Raw genomic sequence first — 20,042 nt, forward strand, 5'->3', positions numbered from 1 at the left:
GCAAAATAATCGCGCGACAGGGGCTGCTGCGTGATCGGGTCGGGCCTGTCGACCCCATTCCGGCGCACGCTCATGCCGCCGTCACCGCAAGGATCCGGCTCAGATCCAGCCAGCCATAGGCACGGTCCTGCAAGGTGGCCTCGGGGCGGATCTCGATCTGCGTACCGCAGATCTCGCCGCCCATCGCCTGATAGAACCCGCAAGCGGACTGATTGGCCTCCAGCACCCACAGGGCGGCGGCGGCAATATTGGCCCGCATCAAGCCCTCGGCCGCCATCTGCAAAAGCCGTCTCCCCAGCCCGCGGCCTTGCACCGAGCGGTCGAGATAGAGCGCCTCGATCTCGCCCGCATAGCCCTTGCCGCGCAGATCGGATTCACGTTGGGGGCCATAGGACACAAAGCCCAGAAGCCGCGCCCCGTGACGCGCCAGAACAACCGCGCCTTCCGCCTGTCCGGCCTTGACCGCAATCACCCGTGTCCACAGATCGGTGCGCTGCCCGTGATCGAGACTGTCCAGCATATCCTGTGGCAGGATACCGCGATAGGTGTCATGCCATGCCGCAATGTGAAGGGCCGCGATCTCGGGCGCATCCTGCGGCGCGGCTTCGTGAAAACGGATATCGGCGTCGCGCATCTCTCTCCTCCCTCGCGCTTCTCGCAAGCGCGTTCCCTGCTGCGGCTGACAGAACGGGCGGGGGCTGGCCCGCCCGCAAGCGTCAGCACGCGGTCAAAGGGCCACAACCTCGTGGCGTTGCCGGCCCAGCCCCTCGATGCCCAGCTCCACCACATCGCCTGCCCTGAGGAATTGCGGCGGCTTCATACCGGCCCCGACCCCCGGAGGTGTGCCTGTCAGGATGACATCGCCCGGTTCCAGTGTGACGAACTGGCTGAGATATTCGACCAGAAACACCACCTTATGGATCATCGTGGCGGTGCTACCGGACTGCCGTGTCTCACCGTTCACGCTCAGATGCATCGACAGATCCTGCGGGTCAGCGATCTCGTCACGGGTCACAAGCCACGGCCCCAGCGGACAGAAGCTGTCATGGCTTTTGCCTTTGACAAACTGCCCCGCGCGATCTTTCTGCCATTCGCGTTCCGAATAGTCATTGGCCAGCACGTAACCGGCAATATGCGCCAGCCCCGTCCCCGCCGCGATTGCCTTGGCGCGTGTACCGATCACGAAGCCCAGTTCGACCTCCCAATCAAGCCGCGTCGAGGACGGCGGCAATTCGGTCACGTCATTCGGGCCGCAGATCGAGGTGACGGCTTTCGAAAACAGCATCGGTTCTTTCGGCGCCACAGCCCCCGTTTCGGCAGCATGATCGGCGTAATTCAACCCGATGGCCAGCACCTTGCGCGTGCCCGCGACCGGCGCACCCAGACGGGTCTGCGCCGGAACCAGCGGCAGGGCGGCCGGATCAAGCGCCGCCAGACGCGCCAGCGCCTCCGCGCCAAGCTGCTCGGGCGTCAGATCGGGGATTACCCCGCTCAGGTCGCGGATCTGTCCGTCCTGATCCAAAAGCCCAGGTTTTTCCTGCCCGTCGGGCCCGTGTCGTAGCAGCTTCATGGTCTTTTCCTCATATGCGGCCAGCGCCTGAGGCTACGAAACCCCTGCGGGGGCAAAATGGCAAGAGCCGCTCCCGAAAGAAACCCCGCGTCACTGCGCGGGGTTTTGCCAAAATCGCCTCGGGCCGGAGGCAAACCGCCCATCGGAGGCCGGGCCGGTTGAAACCCTCGGGGTGCTTTCCGAAGATGCCGACTTTCGACAAACGTGTTCCGGCAGCCGCCGGAAAGGGGCCGTTCCTACGGCAGCGGCTCTGTCGTGGCGGGGGCCGCCAGACCGGATATCCACGCCCCCAGCCAGTCGCGCAGATCAAGATCAAGCGGCAGGATCGCCGATTGCGGCGGCAGGCTCTGGTCCCAATGCTCGGGGCACCATCGATGCAGGCTCTCGTCGAAACAATCGATACAGATATACTGCCCGCCATCCTCCTCGCAAATCGGCAACAGCCCTACCGGCCAGTCACGGGCGGGATTGCCATCGTCGGGATCGGCGTAAATCTGGTGCAGACGATCGGCAGTATGGCCCGCCCTGTCGGTCGCGCCGCCCCCCAGCCCAAGAAGGCCCAGAAACGGCCCGAAGCCCCCATTGGAAATCCCGCGATAGAGCTTGAGCAACAGCATCGGCGGCACCATACCAATGCGCGCCTCGGCCTCGGCCAACTGGCTGTCACACAGCTTCAGAACCTCGGGCGCAGGCTGTTTGCCCGCCGCAAGGAGGATCTCGCCGATCCTCGTGATGAAATCGTCATCCGTCATGGCTTCCCCTCGGTTGCCCCGATAGCGTCCAGCGCCCGGACCAACATCCCGGACAGGATCGCATGCCTGCCCGCAGCAGGCTATGTCTTTTCACGTAAAAACCCGCAAACATTCCGCGGCCCCTATTCCGCAGCGCGGGCGAATAGCTGCCGCATCATCGCCTCGGCCTCGCGCAGGTGATCGGTCAGCGCCGCCGCCGCTCCCTCGGGGTCGGCGGCAATCACACGGGTCAGGATATGTTCATGCGAGGCGGCAATCCGGCGCGGACCATCCTCGACACGTCCGGTCTGGTTGATGCACAGCTTCACCTCATTGGCGATCTGCTCGAACACCTCTGCCAGCCGCGGATTGCCCGAGAGCCGACAGATCAGACGATGGAATTCCAGATCGGCATCGACAGAGCGCGACCGCGCCACCCCCGTGCCCGACAGACCATATAGAAGATCAAGCTGGTGGCGTAGCTGATCGGCCAGATCGGGGTCCTCGCGCGCCACAAGCCTCCGGATCGCCGCCGTCTCGATGACGATCCGCAGATCGTAAAGCGCCGCGATCTCGGCAAGATCCATCTGGTGCACGATAAATCCGCGATTGGCGCGGTAATCCACCAGACGCGACCGTTCCAGAAGGCGCAGCGCCTCGCGCACCGGCGCACGCGAGAGCGACATCCGGCGGGCGATGGCCGATTCCGCCAGCCTCTCGCCCGGTTTCAACGCGCCCGACAGGATCGCGGCGCTCAGTTCGCGGGCGATTTTCTCGACCAGATGATCGCCCGCCTCGGCTTTCGTGACAGGCATTCCGCCCTTGACAGACGAGGCCGCGACACCGGACGGAAGGGCCTGTTTTTTCTTATCGTTCATTCCTACCCCTATAAGGCCGGCCCCAAGACCGGACATTCCGGCGCTGGCCTGCGGATAGGGCAAATCTAGGGGGAAGGCGAGACAGGCAAATAGAAACCGCCGATTTTCATGCGGTTTCGGAATTTTTCATGACGATAGCGGGCCTTGCGGACCAAAACTGCCGAAAAGCCGTGCAGAATACGGACAGACCCGCTTGCTAGATGTGGTGCAGCACCAAGGGGCGGTCCGCATAGCGCAGAACCTGCACATCGGTCTCGTAAAGAGCCGCCAGCGTCTGCGGCGTGATCACCTCGTCCGCATCGCCTTCGGCCACGATCCGGCCGTTCTTCATTGCGATCAGATGATCGGCCCAAGCGGCAGCATGGTTGAGGTCATGCAGCACGATCACCACCGACCGCCCCGCATCGCGCAGATCCGACAGCCGCCTCATCAGCGCGCGCGCATGCGCCATGTCGAGATTGTTCAACGGCTCGTCCAGCAGCATCCAGGGCGTGTCCTGTGCGAAGGTCATCGCCAGATGCGCCCGCTGCGCCTGCCCGCCCGACAGCTCGTCCAGAAAACGGTCGGCCAACCCCAGAAGGTCGAAATTGCGCAGCGCCGTCTCGCAGATCTCGAGATCTTTCGGACCGGGGCGCCCATGACAATGCGGCCAGCGCCCGAAGGCCACAAGCTCGCGCACCCGCAGCCGCGAGGCCACGGCAAGGTTCTGGCTCATGAAAGACAGCTCGCGCGCAAGCCGCCCCGAATGCGTCTGTGCCAGATCGAGACCGTTGATCTGCACCCGCCCCGTCTGCAATGTCTCGATCCGGCCCAACAGCTTGAGCAGGCTGGACTTGCCCGCCCCGTTCGGCCCGATCAGCGCCGTCACCTGCCCCGAAGGAATGGTGCAGCAGACATCGCTCAGGATCGCGTTTCCATCGATCTGATAGGAGAGGTTTTCCACACGGATCATCGGATTTTGCCTTTCAGCAGAAGATAGAGGAAGAAGAGGCCGCCCAGAAATTCGACCACCACAGACAGCGTGGCCTGTTGTCCGGCCACCCTCTCGAACAGGGTCTGGCCAACCACCAGAATAGTCATGGCCACCAGCATCGACACGGGGATCAGATAGCGATGGCGCGCGCCCCCCGCATGGCGTTGCGCGATGGCATGGGTCAGCCCCGCCACGATCAGCCCGAAAAAGGCCACCGGCCCGACCAGCGCGGTCGAGACCGCCACCAGAACCGCCACCAGCACAAGCGCCCCGATCACCACGCGCCCGTGGCGCAGCCCCAGCGCGATGGCGCGGTCACGCCCCAGACCCAGAATGTCAAGCCGCGGCCCGATCCACCATGCCGCAAGGCAGGCCAGCACCGTTATGGCGCCGCCCAGCCCCAGAACATCGGTCTGCGCGCGCGAGAAATTGGCAAATGTCACAGATTGCACAGTGGCATAGGCATTGGGGTCCAGAAGCCGCCCCACAAGGCTTGCCCCTGCGCGAAACAGCGTGCCAAGGATCACCCCCGTCAGGATCATTCGCGCGATGTCACGCGCCCCGCGCCGCAGCAAGGTGCCAAACAGCATCAGCGCCAGCAGCGTCATCAGCAGCGTCTCGGTCAGAAATTTCGGCGTCGCCCCCAGCATGGCAAAGCCTGTTACCCCGAGCCCCGCCACCAGAAGCGACTGGATCAGCGCGTAGAGGCTGTCGAACCCCATGATCGAGGGGGTCAGGATGCGGTTGGCCGACACCGTCTGGAACACGATCGTGGAGACCGCCACCGCCGCGCCCACCGCCAGAAGCGCGCAAAGCTTCTTGAGACGCAGCATGAGGATAAACTGGTAATTTCCTGTTAACCCTTGAAAAAGCCAGATCGCGCAAGCCCCCAGCAACAGCAGCGACAGCCACAGGACGGGCGCGCGCAGGATCTGCCATCGGGTCAGGGACCTGCGCGGATCGGAGAGAGCCAGATCAGACATTCGCGTTCTCCGGCACAGGTTTACGCCGCTTGGGACGCTGCGGTTTCCAGAGCAGCCACAGGAAGACCAGTGCCCCGACCACCCCCAAAATCGTGCCCGCCGGAATTTCGTAAGGGGCCACGATCAGGCGTCCCAGAATATCGCAGGCCAGCACAAGCCCCGCCCCGCCAAGGGCCACAACCGGCAGGGATTTGCGCAGATTATCGCCCATCAGACGCGCCGCGATATTGGGCACGACCAGCCCGACAAAGGGGATCATACCGACAGAGACCACCACCATCGCGGTGACCACGGCCACCACCACCAGCCCCAGCCGCATGACCGCGCGCGGGCTCAGCCCCAAGGCGGTGGCCGCTTCGGGGCCAAGACCCAGAATGGCGAAACGGTCCGCGGCGAAAAAGGCCACCACAGCGGCAGCACCGGCAATCCAGAGCAATTCGTAGCGCCCCGCAATCACGCCGGAAAATTCGCCCGTCATCAGCCATGCCGCGATATATTGCATCATGTCGGCTTCCCAGCCGACCCAGATCACCGCCGCCCCGATCACGCCCGAAAGCACGATCCCCGCCAGCGGCACCAGAAGCACCTCGCGCGGCGGCAGCCTGCGGATCATCTTCACAAAGAGCCATGTCCCCAGCAACGCCGCCACCGCAGCGGCCAGCATCTTGGCCCAGATCGGACTGTCGGGCCAGAAGATCGAGGTCAGCAAGATCCCCAGCGCGGCGCTTTCGGCAGTTCCGGCTGTGCCCGGCTCGACAAAGCGGTTGCGCACGATCTGCTGCATCACCACCCCCGCCACCGCCAGCGCAGCGCCGGTCAGCAAAGCCGCCAGCGTGCGCGGGATGCGTGACACGGTCAGCACAAGCATCCCCGACGGATCGGCCAGATCCATGCGGGCCGCCCCGATACAGACGGAGAGGCCCGACAGCACCACAATCGCCATCACACAGGCCAGAAGTGTCTTCGTGCGGGACATGGTGCCGTTACCGCCTTAGTTTGCGGAGGTTTTCGCCGAAGACGCCTCGAAGGCCTTGTCGACCTCGGTCAGCATCTCCATCATCGCCTGATAACCACCACCGGCGATATAGGCGTCGGAAGCATTCAGATAGACGATATGGCCCTCTTTGGCCGCCGAGGTCTGTGCCACAAGCGGATTGTCCAGCGTGTCGGAGGCTTTCTGTTCATCCGCGCCGATCGCCTGACCGCGATCCACCACGAAGATCCATTCGGGATTGGTTTCGGCAATGAATTCGAAGCTGATCGCATCACCATGCGGCGCCACCGAAAGATCCTTGGCCGCAGGAGCCATGCCGATTGCCTGATGGATCCAGCCGAACCGCGAGCCCGGACCGAAGGCCGAGATTTTCGGACCATTGGTCATCACGACCAGCGCATCGCCCTGCCCCTTGGCATCGGCCTGCACTTTCTCCAGTTTGGTCTCCAGCGCCGCATCCAGCGCCTTGGCTTTATCCTGCAGACCGAAGATCTCGCCATAGGCTTTCAGCCGTGCACGGCTTTCATTGACGATATCGGTGCCGATGGTCATATCGATGGTCGGCGCAACCTGCGCAACCTCGTCATATTTCGTCGAGGACCGCCCGCCCACAATGATCAGATCGGGGTTGAGACCGGCAAGGGCCTCCAGATCGGGCTCGAACAGCGTGCCCACAGGGGTGGCGCTTTGCAGATGCGAGAGGCGCTTGAGATAGGTCTTGTCGGGACGTCCGGCGGGGGTGACTCCCAAGGCATCCAGCGTATCCATCGCCGCCATGTCAAAAACCGCAACCGTCTTGGGCTTGGCCGCAACCGTGGCCTCCCCGCGGGCGGTCTCTACCGACACGTCGGCGGCAAAGGCCTGTGCCAAGGGGGCCAGCGCCAAAGGCAGGGCAAGGCCCAGAACAGATAGGGACTTCGTGAATGTCATCTCAGGCTCCTGATTGTCCAACCGCCCCCGCGCGTCGGGAGGTCGGGCAAAATACGGACCTGACTCCCGCGCCGTTACCGGCGGTTCGACCCTCACTTAAGCGAGCTTGGCAGGTCCGTCCAGACCAATGCCGATAAAAATAGTCGGATAACGGAATTAAGGGCGTGGCGTCGGGCGGATTTCACGCTATTGTGCGTTTATCCGCAGACCCCTCTGTCAGAATTCCCAATACAAACTGTCGGGTTCTATATTGTAGGTTAATTCATGCAGCATCGATCTGCCCAGTTTGCTCACATTTTCTCTTTCCGGGGCCGCACGGCCATATCTGCCCGTCTCCGGCCTGCTCCGTGCCCCCCCCAGCCCATAAGAAACGAAAGACAGGACCCGTGCCGAACGTCATTTCTTCCCCCACCTTTTCGATGACCGCACTCGCTCTTGTGCTCGGGCTTGTCTGCGCCCCCTCCGCAGTGCTGGTCTCGGCGGTCCCCGCTGCGGCACAGGCCGCCCCCGCACAAGGCCCCCAGAAGGTCGGCGTGATCACCGTCGCCGAAAGCGACGTGCCTTTCGTCGTCACCCTGCCGGGGCGCGCCGTGGCCTATGAGCAGGCCGATATCCGCCCGCGCGTCGAGGGGGTGATCACCTCGATCCCCTATCAGCGCGGCGCGTTCGTCCCCAAGGGCACCGTCCTTTTTACCATCGAACCAGATACTTACGAGGCAGAATTTGCCGCAGCCGAAGCCTCTGTCGCATCCGCACAGGCCGCTGTCGAAACGGCACAATCCACCTATGACCGTTATAACCGCATCCGCGATGTCGGGGTGACGCAGACCACGCTGGAAGATTCCGCCTCGACGCTGGCTTCGGCCAAGGCCACGCTGAAATCGGCACAGGCCAGCCTGCAGACGGCGCAGCTCAATCTGGACCGCACCTCGATCGAAAGTCCGATTGACGGCATCGTAGAGGTGCCCGAAACCTCGATCGGCACCTTGGTCACCGCCAACCAGACAGATGCGCTGACCACCGTCACGCGGCTGGATCCGATCTATGTGGATGTGTCCGAAAGCTCGGCCCAGATGCAGCGCACGCGGGATCTGGTCGAGGCGGGCATCCTGAAGCTGAATTCCGACGTGCAGACGACGGTCACGCTGGAGACCGGCGAACCCTATCCCCGTGACGGCAAGCTGATCACCCCGTCTTCGGTGGTGTCCGACACAACCGGCACCATTGATTACCGTGTGCAATTCGACAATCCCGATGCCAAGATCCTGCCCGGCCAGTTCCTGCGCGTGACCATGACGCTGGGCACCTCCAAGGCGATCCTGATCCCGCAAAACGCCACCTCGCGCGCCAGCGACGGCACATTGACCGCCTATATCGTCGGCGACACCTCCACCGCAGAGCAGGTCACGCTGACCACGCATGGCTCCTACCAGAACCAATGGATCGTTACCAACGGGCTCAAGGATGGTGACAAGCTGGTCGTGGACGGGCTGATGAAGCTGCAAAACGGCGCCGAGGTCAGCACCGTTGCTGTCACCATCGACAAGGAAGGCGTGGTGCAGGAGACCCCTACCACAGAAACACCGGCAGAGAGCGCAGCCTCCGGCGCGGCAAGCGAGTAAGGGCTGATGGTCAATTTCTTCATTCACCGCCCCATTTTCGCATGGGTCATCGCCATCACGATCATGCTGGCAGGGGCGCTTGGCCTGAGCCAGCTTCCGGTGGCACAATATCCCGAGATCGCGCCGACGACCGTGCGCATTCAGGCCACCTATACCGGTGCGACGGCGGAAACCGTGCAGAACTCGGTCACCGAAACGCTGGAAGATGCGCTGACGGGGCTGGACGGGCTTCTGTATATGGTCTCGCAAAGCTCCGAAGGCCGGTCGAGCATCACGCTGACCTATGATGAATCCATCGACCCGATCGATGCGCAGAACGATGTGCAGAACAAGATCAGTCAGGTGGAAAGCCAGCTGCCGGATTCGGTCACCCAGCAGGGCCTGACGGTGCGCCGGTCCTCGACCTCGATCCTGATGGTTGCGGCGCTGGTCTCGACGGATAACCGCTACACCCAGATCCAGCTCGGCGATATGGTTGCCAACCGGATCGAAAGCCCCGTGCAGCGGGTGCAGGGGGTCGGCTCGATCAACTCCTTCGGGTCGGGCTATGCGATGCGGATCTGGCTCGATCCGCTGAAACTGCGCCAGTATAACCTCACCGCCACCGATGTGACCGACGCGGTTCAGGCGCAGAACACCAATGTCTCGGTCGGCTCTCTGGGGTCGCAACCGACCACCGAAGGCCAGACCTTCACCGCCACGATCACCGCCCAGAGCCAACTGAGCACGGTCGAACAGTTCGAGAATATCCTGCTGAAGACCGATAGCAGCGGCGGCACCGTTTTTCTGGGCGATGTGGCGCGCGTGGTTCTGGGGCAGGAAGATTACGGCACCCGCTCGCGCTTCAGCGGGCAGAACGCTTCGGGTTTCGCGGTCAATCTGGCGACCGGCGCGAATGCCGTGGATACCGCAACCCTCGTGCGGGCGCAGATCGACCAGATCGCCAAAAGCCTGCCCGCCGGTGTCGAGGTGCGCTATGCCTATGATACCACGCCCTTTGTCGAGGCCTCTATCGGCAAGGTGGAGCATACGCTATTTGAAGCCATCGGTCTGGTATTGCTGGTCATTCTGGTCTTCTTGCAGAAATGGCGCGCCACCCTGATCCCGATCATCGCGGTGCCGGTGGTGCTTCTGGGGGCGTTCGGGATTCTGTCGCTCTTTGGCTATTCGATCAACACGCTGACCATGTTTGCTATGGTGCTGGCCATCGGCCTGCTGGTCGATGACGCCATCGTGGTGGTGGAAAACGTCGAACGTGTGATGGAAGAGGACGATCTCTCGCCTCTGGAGGCGACCATCAAATCGATGGGGCAGATCGTGGGCGCCTTGGTGGGCATCGCGCTGGTACTGTCGGCGGTGTTTCTGCCAATGGCCTTCTTCGGGGGGTCGACGGGGGTGATCTACCGGCAGTTCTCGGTGACGATCATCTCGGCCATGATCCTGTCGGCTGTGGTGGCCATCATCATCACGCCCGCGCTTTGCGCCACCATGCTGAAGAAAAGCCACGGCGCGGCGCGCTTTGCTCCGGCGCGCTGGTTCAACCGCAATTTCGACCGCATGAACCATTTCTATACCGGTGCGGTCACCAAGCTCCTGAAAGCGCCGGTGATTGCGCTGGCGCTGCTGGCGGCGGCGATTGCCGGTGTGGTGGTGCTTTACAAGACCCTGCCCAGCTCGTTCCTGCCGACAGAGGATCAGGGGGCGGTGATGGTGATGATCACCCTGCAGGAAGGCGCCACGCAGGCCCAGACGCGCGATGTCATGGAACAGGTCGAGAGCTACCTGCTGAATGACGAGAAAGACATCGTGGTCTCGACCTTCGGGGTGCTGGGCTTTTCCTTCACCGGCACGGGGCAGAACAATGCGCTGCTTTTTGCTAAGCTGAAGGATTTCGACCAGCGCACCGACGCCAATGCCGCCGCATCCGCGCTGGCAGGTCGGGCGATGGGCAAATTCGGTGCCAGCCGCGCCGGACAGATCATCTTCCTGCTGCCGCCCGCCATTCAGGGGCTTGGCAACTCGAACGGGTTCTCGATGTATCTTGTCGATCAGGGCAATACCGGCATCGACACGCTGCGCAAGGCGGCCGACACCCTTGTGGAAACCGCCAATAAAGACCCGCGCCTGACGGCGGTACGCGTCAATAACAACGATGACGAAGCGGCGCTGAAGATCAATGTGGACCAGCAGAAGGCGGAAAGCTTCGGGCTGACCATCTCGGCGATCAACTCCATGCTCTCGACGATCTTCGCCTCCAGTCAGGTCAATGACTTCAATCAGGATGGCAACCTCAATCCGGTGATCGTGCAGGGCGATGCGCAATGGCGGATGCAGCCCGAAGACATCGGCAAATGGTATGCACGCAATACCGATGGGGACATGGTGCCGTTTTCGGCCTTCATGACCACCAGCTGGCAAAGCGTGGCCCCGTCGCTGTCGCGCTATGGCGGCACTCAGGCCATCGAGGTGCAGGGCAGCGCCGCCGAGGGCTATTCCTCGGGCGAGGCCATGAGCGCGATGGAGGAACTGGTGGCCGATATGGATGGCGGCTATGCCACCGCATGGACCGGCATGTCCTATCAGGAACGCCAGTCAGGAAATCAGGCCCCCATGCTTTACGCCTTGTCGGTTCTGGTGGTCTTCCTGTTCCTTGCGGCACTTTATGAAAGCTGGTCGATCCCCTTCTCCGTCATGCTCTCGGTGCCGATCGGGGTGCTGGGCGCGCTGGCGGCGGCCAAGTTCTTCGGCCAGTCGAATGACGTCTACTTCAAGGTGGGCCTGCTGACCACAGTGGGGCTTGCCGCGAAGAACGCGATCCTGATCGTGGAATTCGCCAAGGATCTCGAGGCCGAGGGCAAGGGGCTCTATGAAGCCACGATCGAGGCCGCGAAGATGCGTCTGCGTCCGATCCTGATGACCTCCGTGGCCTTCATGCTGGGCGTGTTACCGCTGGCGCGGGCGTCCGGAGCGGGGGCTGCGGCCCAGAATGCCATCGGCATCGGCGTGCTGGGCGGGATGATCGCCGCCACCTTTATCGGCGTGTTCCTTGTGCCAAGCTTCTATGTGCTGATCCGCAAACTGGCGGACCGGAGCGCGCGTAAGGAACGGCTCTAGGCCCGCCCGGCCCGAACAAGATCAAGGCTCCGGCATGTCCGGAGCCTTTTTCATGGCGCGACCCGAAGATGGCGCCGCTATAAACGAATTCTGAAGATCTCGCTGCCAAAGAGGAAGGGACATCCAGAGCTTCGGGATCTCTTCATGCGCCAGAACGGCCCCTTGCCTATCGTCCTGTCCCTGCTTCTTGCTGCGGGGGGTGCGGCCTCGTCCGCCACAGCGCAGCCGGTTTCGCTTCTGGCCGCGCAGGGGGCTTTTGTCGAACGCTCGCAGGCCCTGATCCCCGCCTTGCAAACACGCAAGCAAGCCGCCCAGCCTCTGGTGCAACTGGCCAGCCTGCCACGCGAGGACAGCGCCCCCGCCCCGACCGGTGCCAGCAGCAGCGGCAGCCTGTTTACCGGCGCGCAGGGCAGCAGCTTCTTTGCACCAAGCCCCGCCCGCCCCCGCGCCCTGTCCCCGCGGGGTCTTTCTCCGCAGGCCCTGCCCGATCCTATGGCCCCGATCACCTCTATGGCCCCCTTCCTGCGGCAGGGCTCGTCCGAGGCAGAATGGATCCGCCATCTGATTGCACAGGCCGAGGCGGGCCCGATGGGCTATGATGCGGTACAGTACGGGGCCAAACGTCGCCCCGCCCGCGTGCCCAGCCAGATGACGCTGGGCGAAATCTACGCATGGATCGAAGCCACGCCGGGACAGCCGCATGCCATCGGACGCTACCAGTTCATTCCCACCACGCTGCGGCGTCTGGCCGCCAGCCTGCAACTGGGGCCAGAGGTGCGTTTCAGCCCCAATGTGCAGGACAGGCTTGCCGATCTGTTGCTGGAAGAGGCGGGGCTGAGCCAGCTTCTGGCAGGGGATCTGACGCGCAGACGCTTCATGAACAATCTTGCCAAAATCTGGGCGGGGCTGCCAACCTCGAACGGGCAGTCGCATTATGACGGCTATGCGGGCAATAAGGCGACGATGAGCTGGGCCAAATTCGACCGCGAGATGGCGCGTATCTTCCCGGGGTAACGCCCCGCGGACCGCCCCTACACCGACATAGCCATATGAAAAAAACGCGCAAGGTCAGGGGACCTGCGCGAAGAAACATGACGCTAACCTGATGTCTGGAAAAAAACGGACCGTATCGCGCCGCGCCTGTCCTCCCCGATCAGGGGCACGATACGGTCCTTAATGACCTGCCTTGCAGATCCACAGCAATCACACCGAAGGTCCTAGAACCACGCACCAACTCCCCTCCCCGAGAGCCAGCACAAATCCGGCATCATTGTCGTTCCTCCCACTCGATCCGGACCCAAGCACGACAGGTCCGAACCGTGTATCAACTTTGAAACAGATGCCGAGGGGCACGTCCAGAGATGTTCGTCACTTAATCTGATTTACCTAACGGAAAGAAAAGCCGGTTTTTGCGCCCGAAACCTTGCGTCACAACACAAAGCGCGCCCGTGATGCGCGGGTCGCGTTCTGCAAATATTCCGATACAAGCCGCACCCTTGCCAGATCTTCCGTCGACTGGTGCGACAAGATCCACATGGTCCGTTTGAGCACATGGCGCGGTGCAAGGATCGGTACCAGATCGGGGTCGTCATGGATGACATAGGCGGGCAAAACCCCGATCCCCGCGCCTTCGCGGATCGCCTCGCGCTGCGCCAGAATGGAGTTCGACCCGAAGAGCACGGGATTGGTGATGCCCAGCTCGACCTGATAGCGCATGGCATCGGTGGGCAGCAGCTCGTCGACATAGCCCACATAGTTATGGTCCTTCACATCCTCCAGTGTCTTGGGGGTACCATGCTGCGCGAGATAATCGCGCGAGGCATAAAACCCCAAGTGGTATTCCGTCATCCGCCGTGCCAGAAGCCGCCCCGATGTTGGCAAAGCCATTGAAAACGTTAGATGAGCTTCCTGCCGCGACAGCCGGAATGTCCGCGAACGCACCAGAAGCTCGATCTGGATATCGGGATAGTCTTCCTGAAACCGCGTCAGCACCGGCGCCACGAAGTGGATGCCCAGACCGTCAGGTGCCCCGACCCGCACTGTCCCCGAAAGCTGCCCCGCCTCGCCGCCGATCTCTTCGCGCGCCCGTCCTGTGGCACGCTCGACCTCCAGCGCCAAGGGCAGGATACGCTCGCCCGCAGGGGTGATCTCGTAGCCCTCGGGGGTCTTGGTGAAAAGCTGCGCGCCAATGGATTTCTCCAGCTGGCGCACACGCCGTGCGATTGTGGTCTGGTCGATGCCGAGCGTATGCGCGGCCATCACCATGCGTTTGGATCTGTAAAGCGCCAAAAAGAACTTCAGATCATTCCAGTCGAATTCATGCTGCATATCTGCAAGATAGCTCTGCATATATGTGCATGTCAATTTGTCGCAGGCAGGTCTTTTCCTGTCCGGCGAACGGGTGTTGACTGCGACTCAAGGGGCAAGTCGGGACTGGCTTGCCCCGCTCTTGCCGCGTCCAGCCCCTCTTCGACGGAGACAAAGATGTCCATTTTGCCACAGATTCCCGTATTTGACGGCCATAATGATTTTCTACTGCGCCTCCTGAACCACCCCCTCAGGCGGGAGGAGATATGGAACGGGCAGGACGGAACGGGGCATATCGACCTGCCGCGCGCGCGGGCCGGCAATTTTGCAGGTGGCTTCTTCGCGATCTACACCCCTTCGCCCATGTCCGGTGATCTGGAGCAGATGTTTGCCGCGATGGATACCCCGCCCTATTGCCTTGATCTGCCGCCGATGCTGCCGATGACTGAGGCGGTGAATGTGGCCTTGGCCGAGGCGGGGCATTTGATGTGGCTAGAACGCAAGGGCGATCTGCAAATTTGCAGGACATCCGCCCAGATTCGCGCCGCAATGGCCGCCGGAAAGATCGCGGCGATTCTCCATATGGAGGGCGCCGAGGCGATTGGCCCCGATCTGGATGCGCTGCATGTCTGGCATGCGGCGGGCTTGCGGTCTTTGGGGCCGGTTTGGTCGCGGCCCACGGTCTTCGGCCATGGGGTGCCCTTTGCCTATCCCGCCTCGCCCGATACCGGTGACGGGCTGACCCAAGCGGGCAAGGATCTGATCCGCGAATGTAATGCGCTGAAGATCATGATCGACCTGAGCCACCTCAACGAAAAGGGCTTTGACGATGTGGCCCGCCTGAGTGATGCGCCCTTGGTCGCCACCCATTCCAACGCCCATGCCGTCACGCCTTCGGCGCGTAATCTCACCGACCGCCAGTTGCATCAGATCAGGGACACCGGCGGCATGGTCGGGCTGAATTACGCCACACAATTCCTTCGCCCCGACGGGATGCGCGGCGATTGCGGCTGGCAGGAGATGCTGCGCCATCTGGACCACCTCTTGTCGATCCTGGGCGAGGATCACATCGGGCTGGGGTCGGATTTCGACGGGGCGGATATTCCCTCCTGTCTGGGCGATGTTTCGGGGCTGCCGAAGCTGCTGCAGGCGATGCTGGATCATGGCTACGGGCAGGATCTTGTGGTGAAGATCGCCCATGAGAACTGGCTGGCGCTTCTGGAGCGCAGTTGGGGGATGTAAATTCCGGCAACCGCGAAACTTATCGTCCTGCCGTAACGTTGCTGGGAAGATAGCAAAGGAAAGCCCATGATCCAGATCCTCTCGGCCTATGTTGCCACAACTATCGTGTTTCTTGGCCTTGATATTCTGGGGCTGAGGTTCATCGTGAAGCCGGTCTTCGACCGCCATATCTCGGATCTTTATGCCGACCCGTTCCGGATGGGGCCTGCGGCGATCTTCTATCTGGCCTATGTCGCGGGGGCGATCTATCTGGTCAGCCTGCCCGCGCTGCGCAATGACGCGCCGCTTCAGGCGCTGGTGAATGGCGCAGTGCTGGGGGCGCTGGCCTATGGCACCTACGAGTTCACCTCGCTTGCGGTGATGCGCGACTGGTCGTGGGAGCAGGTGATCACCGACACGCTTTGGGGCACTGTGTTGACCGGTGTCTCGGTCTGGGCAGGCGTCATGATCGCCCGCTGGATCGGCTGAGGCCCGACGGCCCCAGCCATTGTTCAAGCCATCGCCATCGCGCGCTGCGTTTGCGGCAGCCGCCGCCCCGTCAGCGCGTCAAACAGATGTAGCCCGCCCGCCTGAAGGGTGACCTGCATCTGCGGCGCGATCTCGGTATCGGGGGCGACTTGGGCGGCAAAGGGCTGACCGCCCAGCATCCCATGCACAAGGCGGCTATTGCCCAGATCCTCGACATAGGAGGTCCTGAACCCTGTGCCCGCACGCAGGCCGATGGTCTCGGGGCGCAGGCCCGCCACTACCTCTCCTTTCCCCGCCACATCGGATAGCAGCATCAGGTCATCCACCATCAGCGCGCCATTCTCGATCCGCGCATCGATCAGGTTCATCCCCGGCGAGCCGATAAAGCCCGCCACAAAGACCGTCTGCGGGTTGCGGTACAGTTCCAGCGGCGTGCCCACCTGCTCGATCTGCCCGCCATTCAGCACCACCAGCTTATCAGCCAGAGTCATCGCCTCCATCTGGTCATGGGTGACATAAACCGAGGTCGTGCCAAGGCGCTTTTGCAGCTGCTTGATCTCGCCGCGCATGGACACGCGCAGCTTGGCATCAAGGTTCGACAGAGGCTCGTCGAACAGAAAGACCGAAGGCTCGCGCACGATGGCTCGGCCCATAGCCACCCGCTGGCGCTGCCCGCCCGAAAGCGCGCGCGGCTTGCGGTCAAGGAACGATCCGATCTGCAGGATGCGGGCGACCTCTTCGACGCGGGAGGCGATCTCGGGCTTGGGCATGCGGCGGTTCTTCAGACCGTAGGACAGGTTCTGGCGCACCGTCATATGCGGGTAAAGCGCGTAATTCTGGAACACCATGGCGATATCGCGGTCCATCGGTTCAAGGTCATTCACGACCCGCCCGCCAATGGCGATCTCGCCGCCTGTCACCGTTTCGAGCCCTGCGATCATCCGCAACAGCGTGGATTTCCCGCAGCCCGAAGGCCCGACCAGCACGCAGAATTCGCCATCCTCGATGCTCAGATCAACGCCCTTCACCGTGGGGTCCGTGGCGCCCGCATAGGTCTTTACGACACTGGATAAAGTAATTCCGGCCATCTTATTTCTCCGTCTCGACAAGCCCTTTGACAAAGAGCTTCTGCATTGCGACCACCACCAGCACCGGCGGCAGCATCGCCATCACCACCACTGCCATGATCTCGTTCCAGCGCGGCACATCATCGACCACCGAGGCCATCCGCTTGATCCCCATGACGATGGTGTAATGAGCCTCATCCGTGGTCACGATCAGCGGCCAGAGATACTGGTTCCAGCCATAGATAAACAGGATCACCGAAAGCGCCGCAATATTGGTGCGCGACAAGGGCAGCGCGTGATCCCAGAAGAATTTCAAAGGCCCCGCCCCGTCGATCCTTGCGGCCTCGGTCAGCTCGTCGGGCAGTGTCAGGAACACCTGCCGGAAGAGGAAGGTCGCCGTGGCCGAGGCAATCAGCGGCACCGACAGCCCCGCGTAAGAGTTCAAGAGCCCCAGATTGGCCACCACCTCGAAGGTGGGGACAATGCGCACCTCGACGGGCAGCATCAGCGTGATGAAGATCATCCAGAAGGCCAGTTGCCTGCCCGGAAAGCGGAAATAGCAGATGGCAAAGGCCGAAGAGATCGAGATGGCGATTTTGCCGATGGTGATCGTCATCGCCATGATGAGGCTGTTCCAGAGCATCAACCCGATGGGCGGCGTCCCCGAGGTTGACACCCCCTCGCCCAGCATCCGCGCGTAGGACGACAGCCCCTCGGGGCCAAACCACAAAGGCACGGTGCCGGAGACAAAAGCCGAGGTGGGATGGGTCGAAGCCACAAGCGCCAGCCAGACAGGCAAGGCCACAGCGGCCACGCCAAGGATCAGGATGACATGCGACAGCACGGTCAGAAGCGGTCTGTTCTCAACCATCTTAGTACTCCACCCGACGTTCGATATAGCGGAACTGGATCACCGTCAGCGCGATCACGATGCCCATCAGCACCACCGATTGCGCGGCCGACGCCCCCATATTCATCCCCACGAAACCGTCCTGATAGACCTTATAGACAAGGATATTCGTAGCCTGCGCCGGACCGCCCGCAGTGGCTGCATCAATCACCGCGAATGTATCGAACATCGTATAGGTGATATTGATCACCAGCAGGAAGAACGTGGTGGGCGACAGAAGCGGGAAGACCACGCTCCAGAAGCGCTTCATGGGGCCTGCCCCGTCAATGGCCGCCGCCTCGCGCAGGCTGGCCGGAATGGCCTGAAGCCCTGCCACGAAAAACAGGAAGTTATAGCTGATCTGTTTCCAGCTGGCCGCCAGCACCACGAGGATCATCGCATCTGTGGCATGGGTGGCATGGTTCCAGTCATAGCCCAGCTGGCGAAGCGCATAGGACACAATCCCGATGGTGGGGTTGAACATGAACCACCACAGCACGCCCGCCACCGCCGGAGCCACCGCATAGGGCCAGACCAGAAGCGTGGTATAGGCGCGATTGGCCCGCAGCACGCGATCGACGCAGGCGGCAAACAACAGCCCCGCCCCCATCGACACCGCCGCCACCGAGACCGAAAACACTGCCGTCACTTTGAAGGAGTTCAGATAGCTCGGGTCCAGAAACAGCGCGAGGTAATTCTCCAGCCCCACGAATTGCGTCGAGAACCCGAAGGCATCCTGACGCAGAAAGCTTTGCCACATCGCCTGACCCGCAGGCCAGAGGAAGAAGACAATGGTAATCGCCAACTGCGGCGCCAGCAGAAGATAGGGCAGCCCGCGTGACCGGAAGAGGGTCTTTTTGCTTTGCATATCGGATCCTTATCCCCCGAAACACCAGAAGGCCCGCACGCGCGCGGGCCTTCTGCCAAGGGGGACGCCGTTACTGGTTGGCTTTCTCGAATTCGCGGATCAGCGCGTTGCCGCGGCTATCCACCGATTGCAGAGCCTCCATCGCGGTTTTCTTGCCGCCCAGAAGCGCTTCGAATTCCTCGTCGATGATGCCGCGGATCTGCACGTAATTGCCAAAGCGCAGGCCTTTGGAATTCTCGGTGGGGGTGTTCAGCGAGACCTGTTTGATCGCCACATCCGCACCGGGGTTCTTGTCGTAATATCCCTGCTCCTGGCTGAGCGCATAGGCCGCTTTGGTGATCGGCAGATAGCCCGAGAACTGGTGCCAATCGGCCTGCACTTCCGGCGAGGACAGATAGGTGAAGAAATCGGCCACGCCCTTATATTCGGCCTCATCATGGCCTTGCAGCACCCAAAGCGTCGCGCCACCGATGATCGAGTTCTGCGGCGCCCCTTCGACATCGGCGTAGTAAGGCAGCATGCCCACACCCACCTCGAAATCCGAATTCGCCATCAGACCCGCGCGCGAGCCCGAGGAGTTCATCACCATCGCGCAGGTGCCCGACTGGAACGAGGGGTTCGCATCATCGCCACCACCCGGACCGGCATAGCGGAAAAGGCCTTCTTTCTGCCATTTTGCCAGATTGCCCCAGTGGCGGGCGCGCAGGTCATCGGCCAAAGTCAGCTCGGCACCAAGACCGCCAAAACCGTTTTCCAGCGTACCGATCGGGCGGTTATGCCATGCCGAGAAATTCTCGGTCTGCGCCCAAGAGATCCAAGCGGAGGTAAAGCCACATTCTGCCGCGCCCGACTCGACGATCTTCTTGGAAAACGCCTCCATATCGGCCCAGGTCTTGGGAGGGGTATTCGGGTCCAGACCCGCCTTGGCGAAAACGTCCTTGTTGTAATAGAGAACGGGGGTCGAGGAGTTGAAGGGCATCGACAGCATATTGCCCTGCGTGTCGGTGTAATAGCCTGCGACCGCCGGAAGATAGGCATCGGGGTCGAAATCGGCGCCTGCGTCTTTCATCAGTTGATAGACCGGATAGACCGCGCCTTTGGCCGCCATCATGGTGCCGGTGCCCACCTCGAAGACCTGCACGATATCGGGCTGCTGCTTGGCACGGAAGGCCGCAATCGCCGCCGTCATGGTCTCGGTGTAATCGCCCTTATAGGTCGGGATGACCTCATATTCGTCCTGGCTGGCGTTATAATCGGCCACGATCTCTTCAAGCTTCTGGCCCAGCTCGCCGCCCATCGCGTGCCACCATGTCACCTGCGTTTTGGCCGCAGCCATACTGGCGGAGGCTGCCACAAGCGCGGTGCCCATCATCAGCGTCTTCAACATCTTCTATCCCCTTCGTGAG

18 protein-coding genes are annotated in these 20,042 nt (G+C 62.1%); 5 read left to right on the forward strand and 13 right to left on the reverse strand.

The window, feature by feature from the left end:
* Positions 1–70 precede the first annotated feature (70 nt).
* The 8 genes from RPE78_RS00160 to RPE78_RS00195 all read right to left on the reverse strand — a co-directional run bounded on the left by RPE78_RS00160 (position 71) and on the right by RPE78_RS00195 (position 7,059).
* A complete protein-coding gene (locus tag RPE78_RS00160) occupies positions 71–634 on the reverse strand; it encodes an N-acetyltransferase family protein (protein WP_406720896.1) in 564 nt (187 codons plus the stop codon).
* A 93-nt stretch (positions 635–727) separates the two neighbouring features.
* Complete coding sequence (locus tag RPE78_RS00165) at positions 728–1,570, reverse strand: fumarylacetoacetate hydrolase family protein (RefSeq protein WP_406720897.1); 843 nt, start codon at positions 1,568–1,570, stop codon at positions 728–730.
* A 236-nt stretch (positions 1,571–1,806) separates the two neighbouring features.
* Positions 1,807–2,322 (reverse strand): SMI1/KNR4 family protein, encoded by a 516-nt coding sequence (locus tag RPE78_RS00170; protein WP_339107504.1) that lies wholly within the window; start codon positions 2,320–2,322, stop codon positions 1,807–1,809.
* Positions 2,323–2,444: 122 nt separating this feature from the next.
* Positions 2,445–3,179 (reverse strand): GntR family transcriptional regulator, encoded by a 735-nt coding sequence (locus tag RPE78_RS00175; RefSeq protein ID WP_406720898.1) that lies wholly within the window; start codon positions 3,177–3,179, stop codon positions 2,445–2,447.
* A gap of 196 nt (positions 3,180–3,375) precedes the next feature.
* Complete coding sequence (locus tag RPE78_RS00180) at positions 3,376–4,131, reverse strand: ATP-binding cassette domain-containing protein (protein WP_339107506.1); 756 nt, start codon at positions 4,129–4,131, stop codon at positions 3,376–3,378.
* Positions 4,128–5,135, reverse strand: a complete 1,008-nt coding sequence (locus RPE78_RS00185; protein ID WP_339107507.1) for an iron chelate uptake ABC transporter family permease subunit — start codon at positions 5,133–5,135, stop codon at positions 4,128–4,130. Before RPE78_RS00185 ends, RPE78_RS00180 begins: the two co-directional genes overlap by 4 nt.
* Positions 5,128–6,111 carry an iron chelate uptake ABC transporter family permease subunit gene (locus RPE78_RS00190; RefSeq protein ID WP_339107508.1) on the reverse strand — a complete coding sequence of 328 codons (984 nt, stop codon included), beginning with the start codon at positions 6,109–6,111 and terminating at the stop codon, positions 5,128–5,130. Before RPE78_RS00190 ends, RPE78_RS00185 begins: the two co-directional genes overlap by 8 nt.
* A gap of 15 nt (positions 6,112–6,126) precedes the next feature.
* A complete protein-coding gene (locus RPE78_RS00195) occupies positions 6,127–7,059 on the reverse strand; it encodes a siderophore ABC transporter substrate-binding protein (RefSeq protein WP_339107509.1) in 933 nt (310 codons plus the stop codon).
* A gap of 386 nt (positions 7,060–7,445) precedes the next feature.
* Between RPE78_RS00195 and RPE78_RS00200 the strand changes: the two genes are divergently transcribed.
* The 3 genes from RPE78_RS00200 (at position 7,446) to RPE78_RS00210 (ending at position 12,809) form a co-directional block, all read left to right on the forward strand.
* Positions 7,446–8,681: an efflux RND transporter periplasmic adaptor subunit gene (locus RPE78_RS00200; protein ID WP_406720899.1), complete on the forward strand. Its 1,236-nt coding sequence runs from the start codon at positions 7,446–7,448 to the stop codon at positions 8,679–8,681.
* Positions 8,682–8,687: 6 nt separating this feature from the next.
* Complete coding sequence (locus tag RPE78_RS00205; protein WP_406720900.1) at positions 8,688–11,795, forward strand: efflux RND transporter permease subunit; 3,108 nt, start codon at positions 8,688–8,690, stop codon at positions 11,793–11,795.
* Positions 11,796–11,939: 144 nt separating this feature from the next.
* Positions 11,940–12,809, forward strand: coding sequence for a hypothetical protein (locus RPE78_RS00210; protein ID WP_406720901.1), 870 nt, complete (start codon positions 11,940–11,942; stop codon positions 12,807–12,809).
* A 414-nt stretch (positions 12,810–13,223) separates the two neighbouring features.
* Here RPE78_RS00210 and RPE78_RS00215 read toward each other — a convergent pair whose 3' ends face one another.
* Positions 13,224–14,144, reverse strand: coding sequence for a LysR family transcriptional regulator (locus RPE78_RS00215; protein WP_339107513.1), 921 nt, complete (start codon positions 14,142–14,144; stop codon positions 13,224–13,226).
* A 135-nt stretch (positions 14,145–14,279) separates the two neighbouring features.
* Here RPE78_RS00215 and RPE78_RS00220 point away from each other — a divergent pair, with 135 nt between their 5' ends.
* Positions 14,280–15,344 (forward strand): dipeptidase, encoded by a 1,065-nt coding sequence (locus RPE78_RS00220; protein ID WP_406720902.1) that lies wholly within the window; start codon positions 14,280–14,282, stop codon positions 15,342–15,344.
* A 66-nt stretch (positions 15,345–15,410) separates the two neighbouring features.
* The gene (locus RPE78_RS00225) at positions 15,411–15,812 is read left to right on the forward strand and encodes a DUF2177 family protein (RefSeq protein WP_406720903.1); all 402 of its coding nucleotides are present in this window, start codon (positions 15,411–15,413) and stop codon (positions 15,810–15,812) included.
* Positions 15,813–15,835: 23 nt separating this feature from the next.
* Here RPE78_RS00225 and ugpC read toward each other — a convergent pair whose 3' ends face one another.
* The 4 genes from ugpC to ugpB form a co-directional block, all read right to left on the reverse strand.
* On the reverse strand, positions 15,836–16,900 hold the full coding sequence (ugpC, locus tag RPE78_RS00230) for a sn-glycerol-3-phosphate ABC transporter ATP-binding protein UgpC (RefSeq protein WP_406720904.1): 1,065 nt from the start codon (positions 16,898–16,900) through the stop codon (positions 15,836–15,838).
* 1 nt (position 16,901) lies between these two features.
* A complete protein-coding gene (gene ugpE, locus RPE78_RS00235; protein WP_406720905.1) occupies positions 16,902–17,750 on the reverse strand; it encodes a sn-glycerol-3-phosphate ABC transporter permease UgpE in 849 nt (282 codons plus the stop codon).
* A 1-nt stretch (position 17,751) separates the two neighbouring features.
* Positions 17,752–18,636 (reverse strand): sn-glycerol-3-phosphate ABC transporter permease UgpA, encoded by an 885-nt coding sequence (gene ugpA / locus RPE78_RS00240; RefSeq protein ID WP_406720906.1) that lies wholly within the window; start codon positions 18,634–18,636, stop codon positions 17,752–17,754.
* Between the two features lie 70 nt (positions 18,637–18,706).
* Complete coding sequence (ugpB, locus tag RPE78_RS00245) at positions 18,707–20,023, reverse strand: sn-glycerol-3-phosphate ABC transporter substrate-binding protein UgpB (protein ID WP_406720907.1); 1,317 nt, start codon at positions 20,021–20,023, stop codon at positions 18,707–18,709.
* Positions 20,024–20,042: the final 19 nt, after the last annotated feature.

This window comes from Thioclava litoralis (genome assembly GCF_045278885.1).
In the GTDB taxonomy this organism is placed as follows: Bacteria; Pseudomonadota; Alphaproteobacteria; order Rhodobacterales; family Rhodobacteraceae; genus Thioclava; species Thioclava litoralis.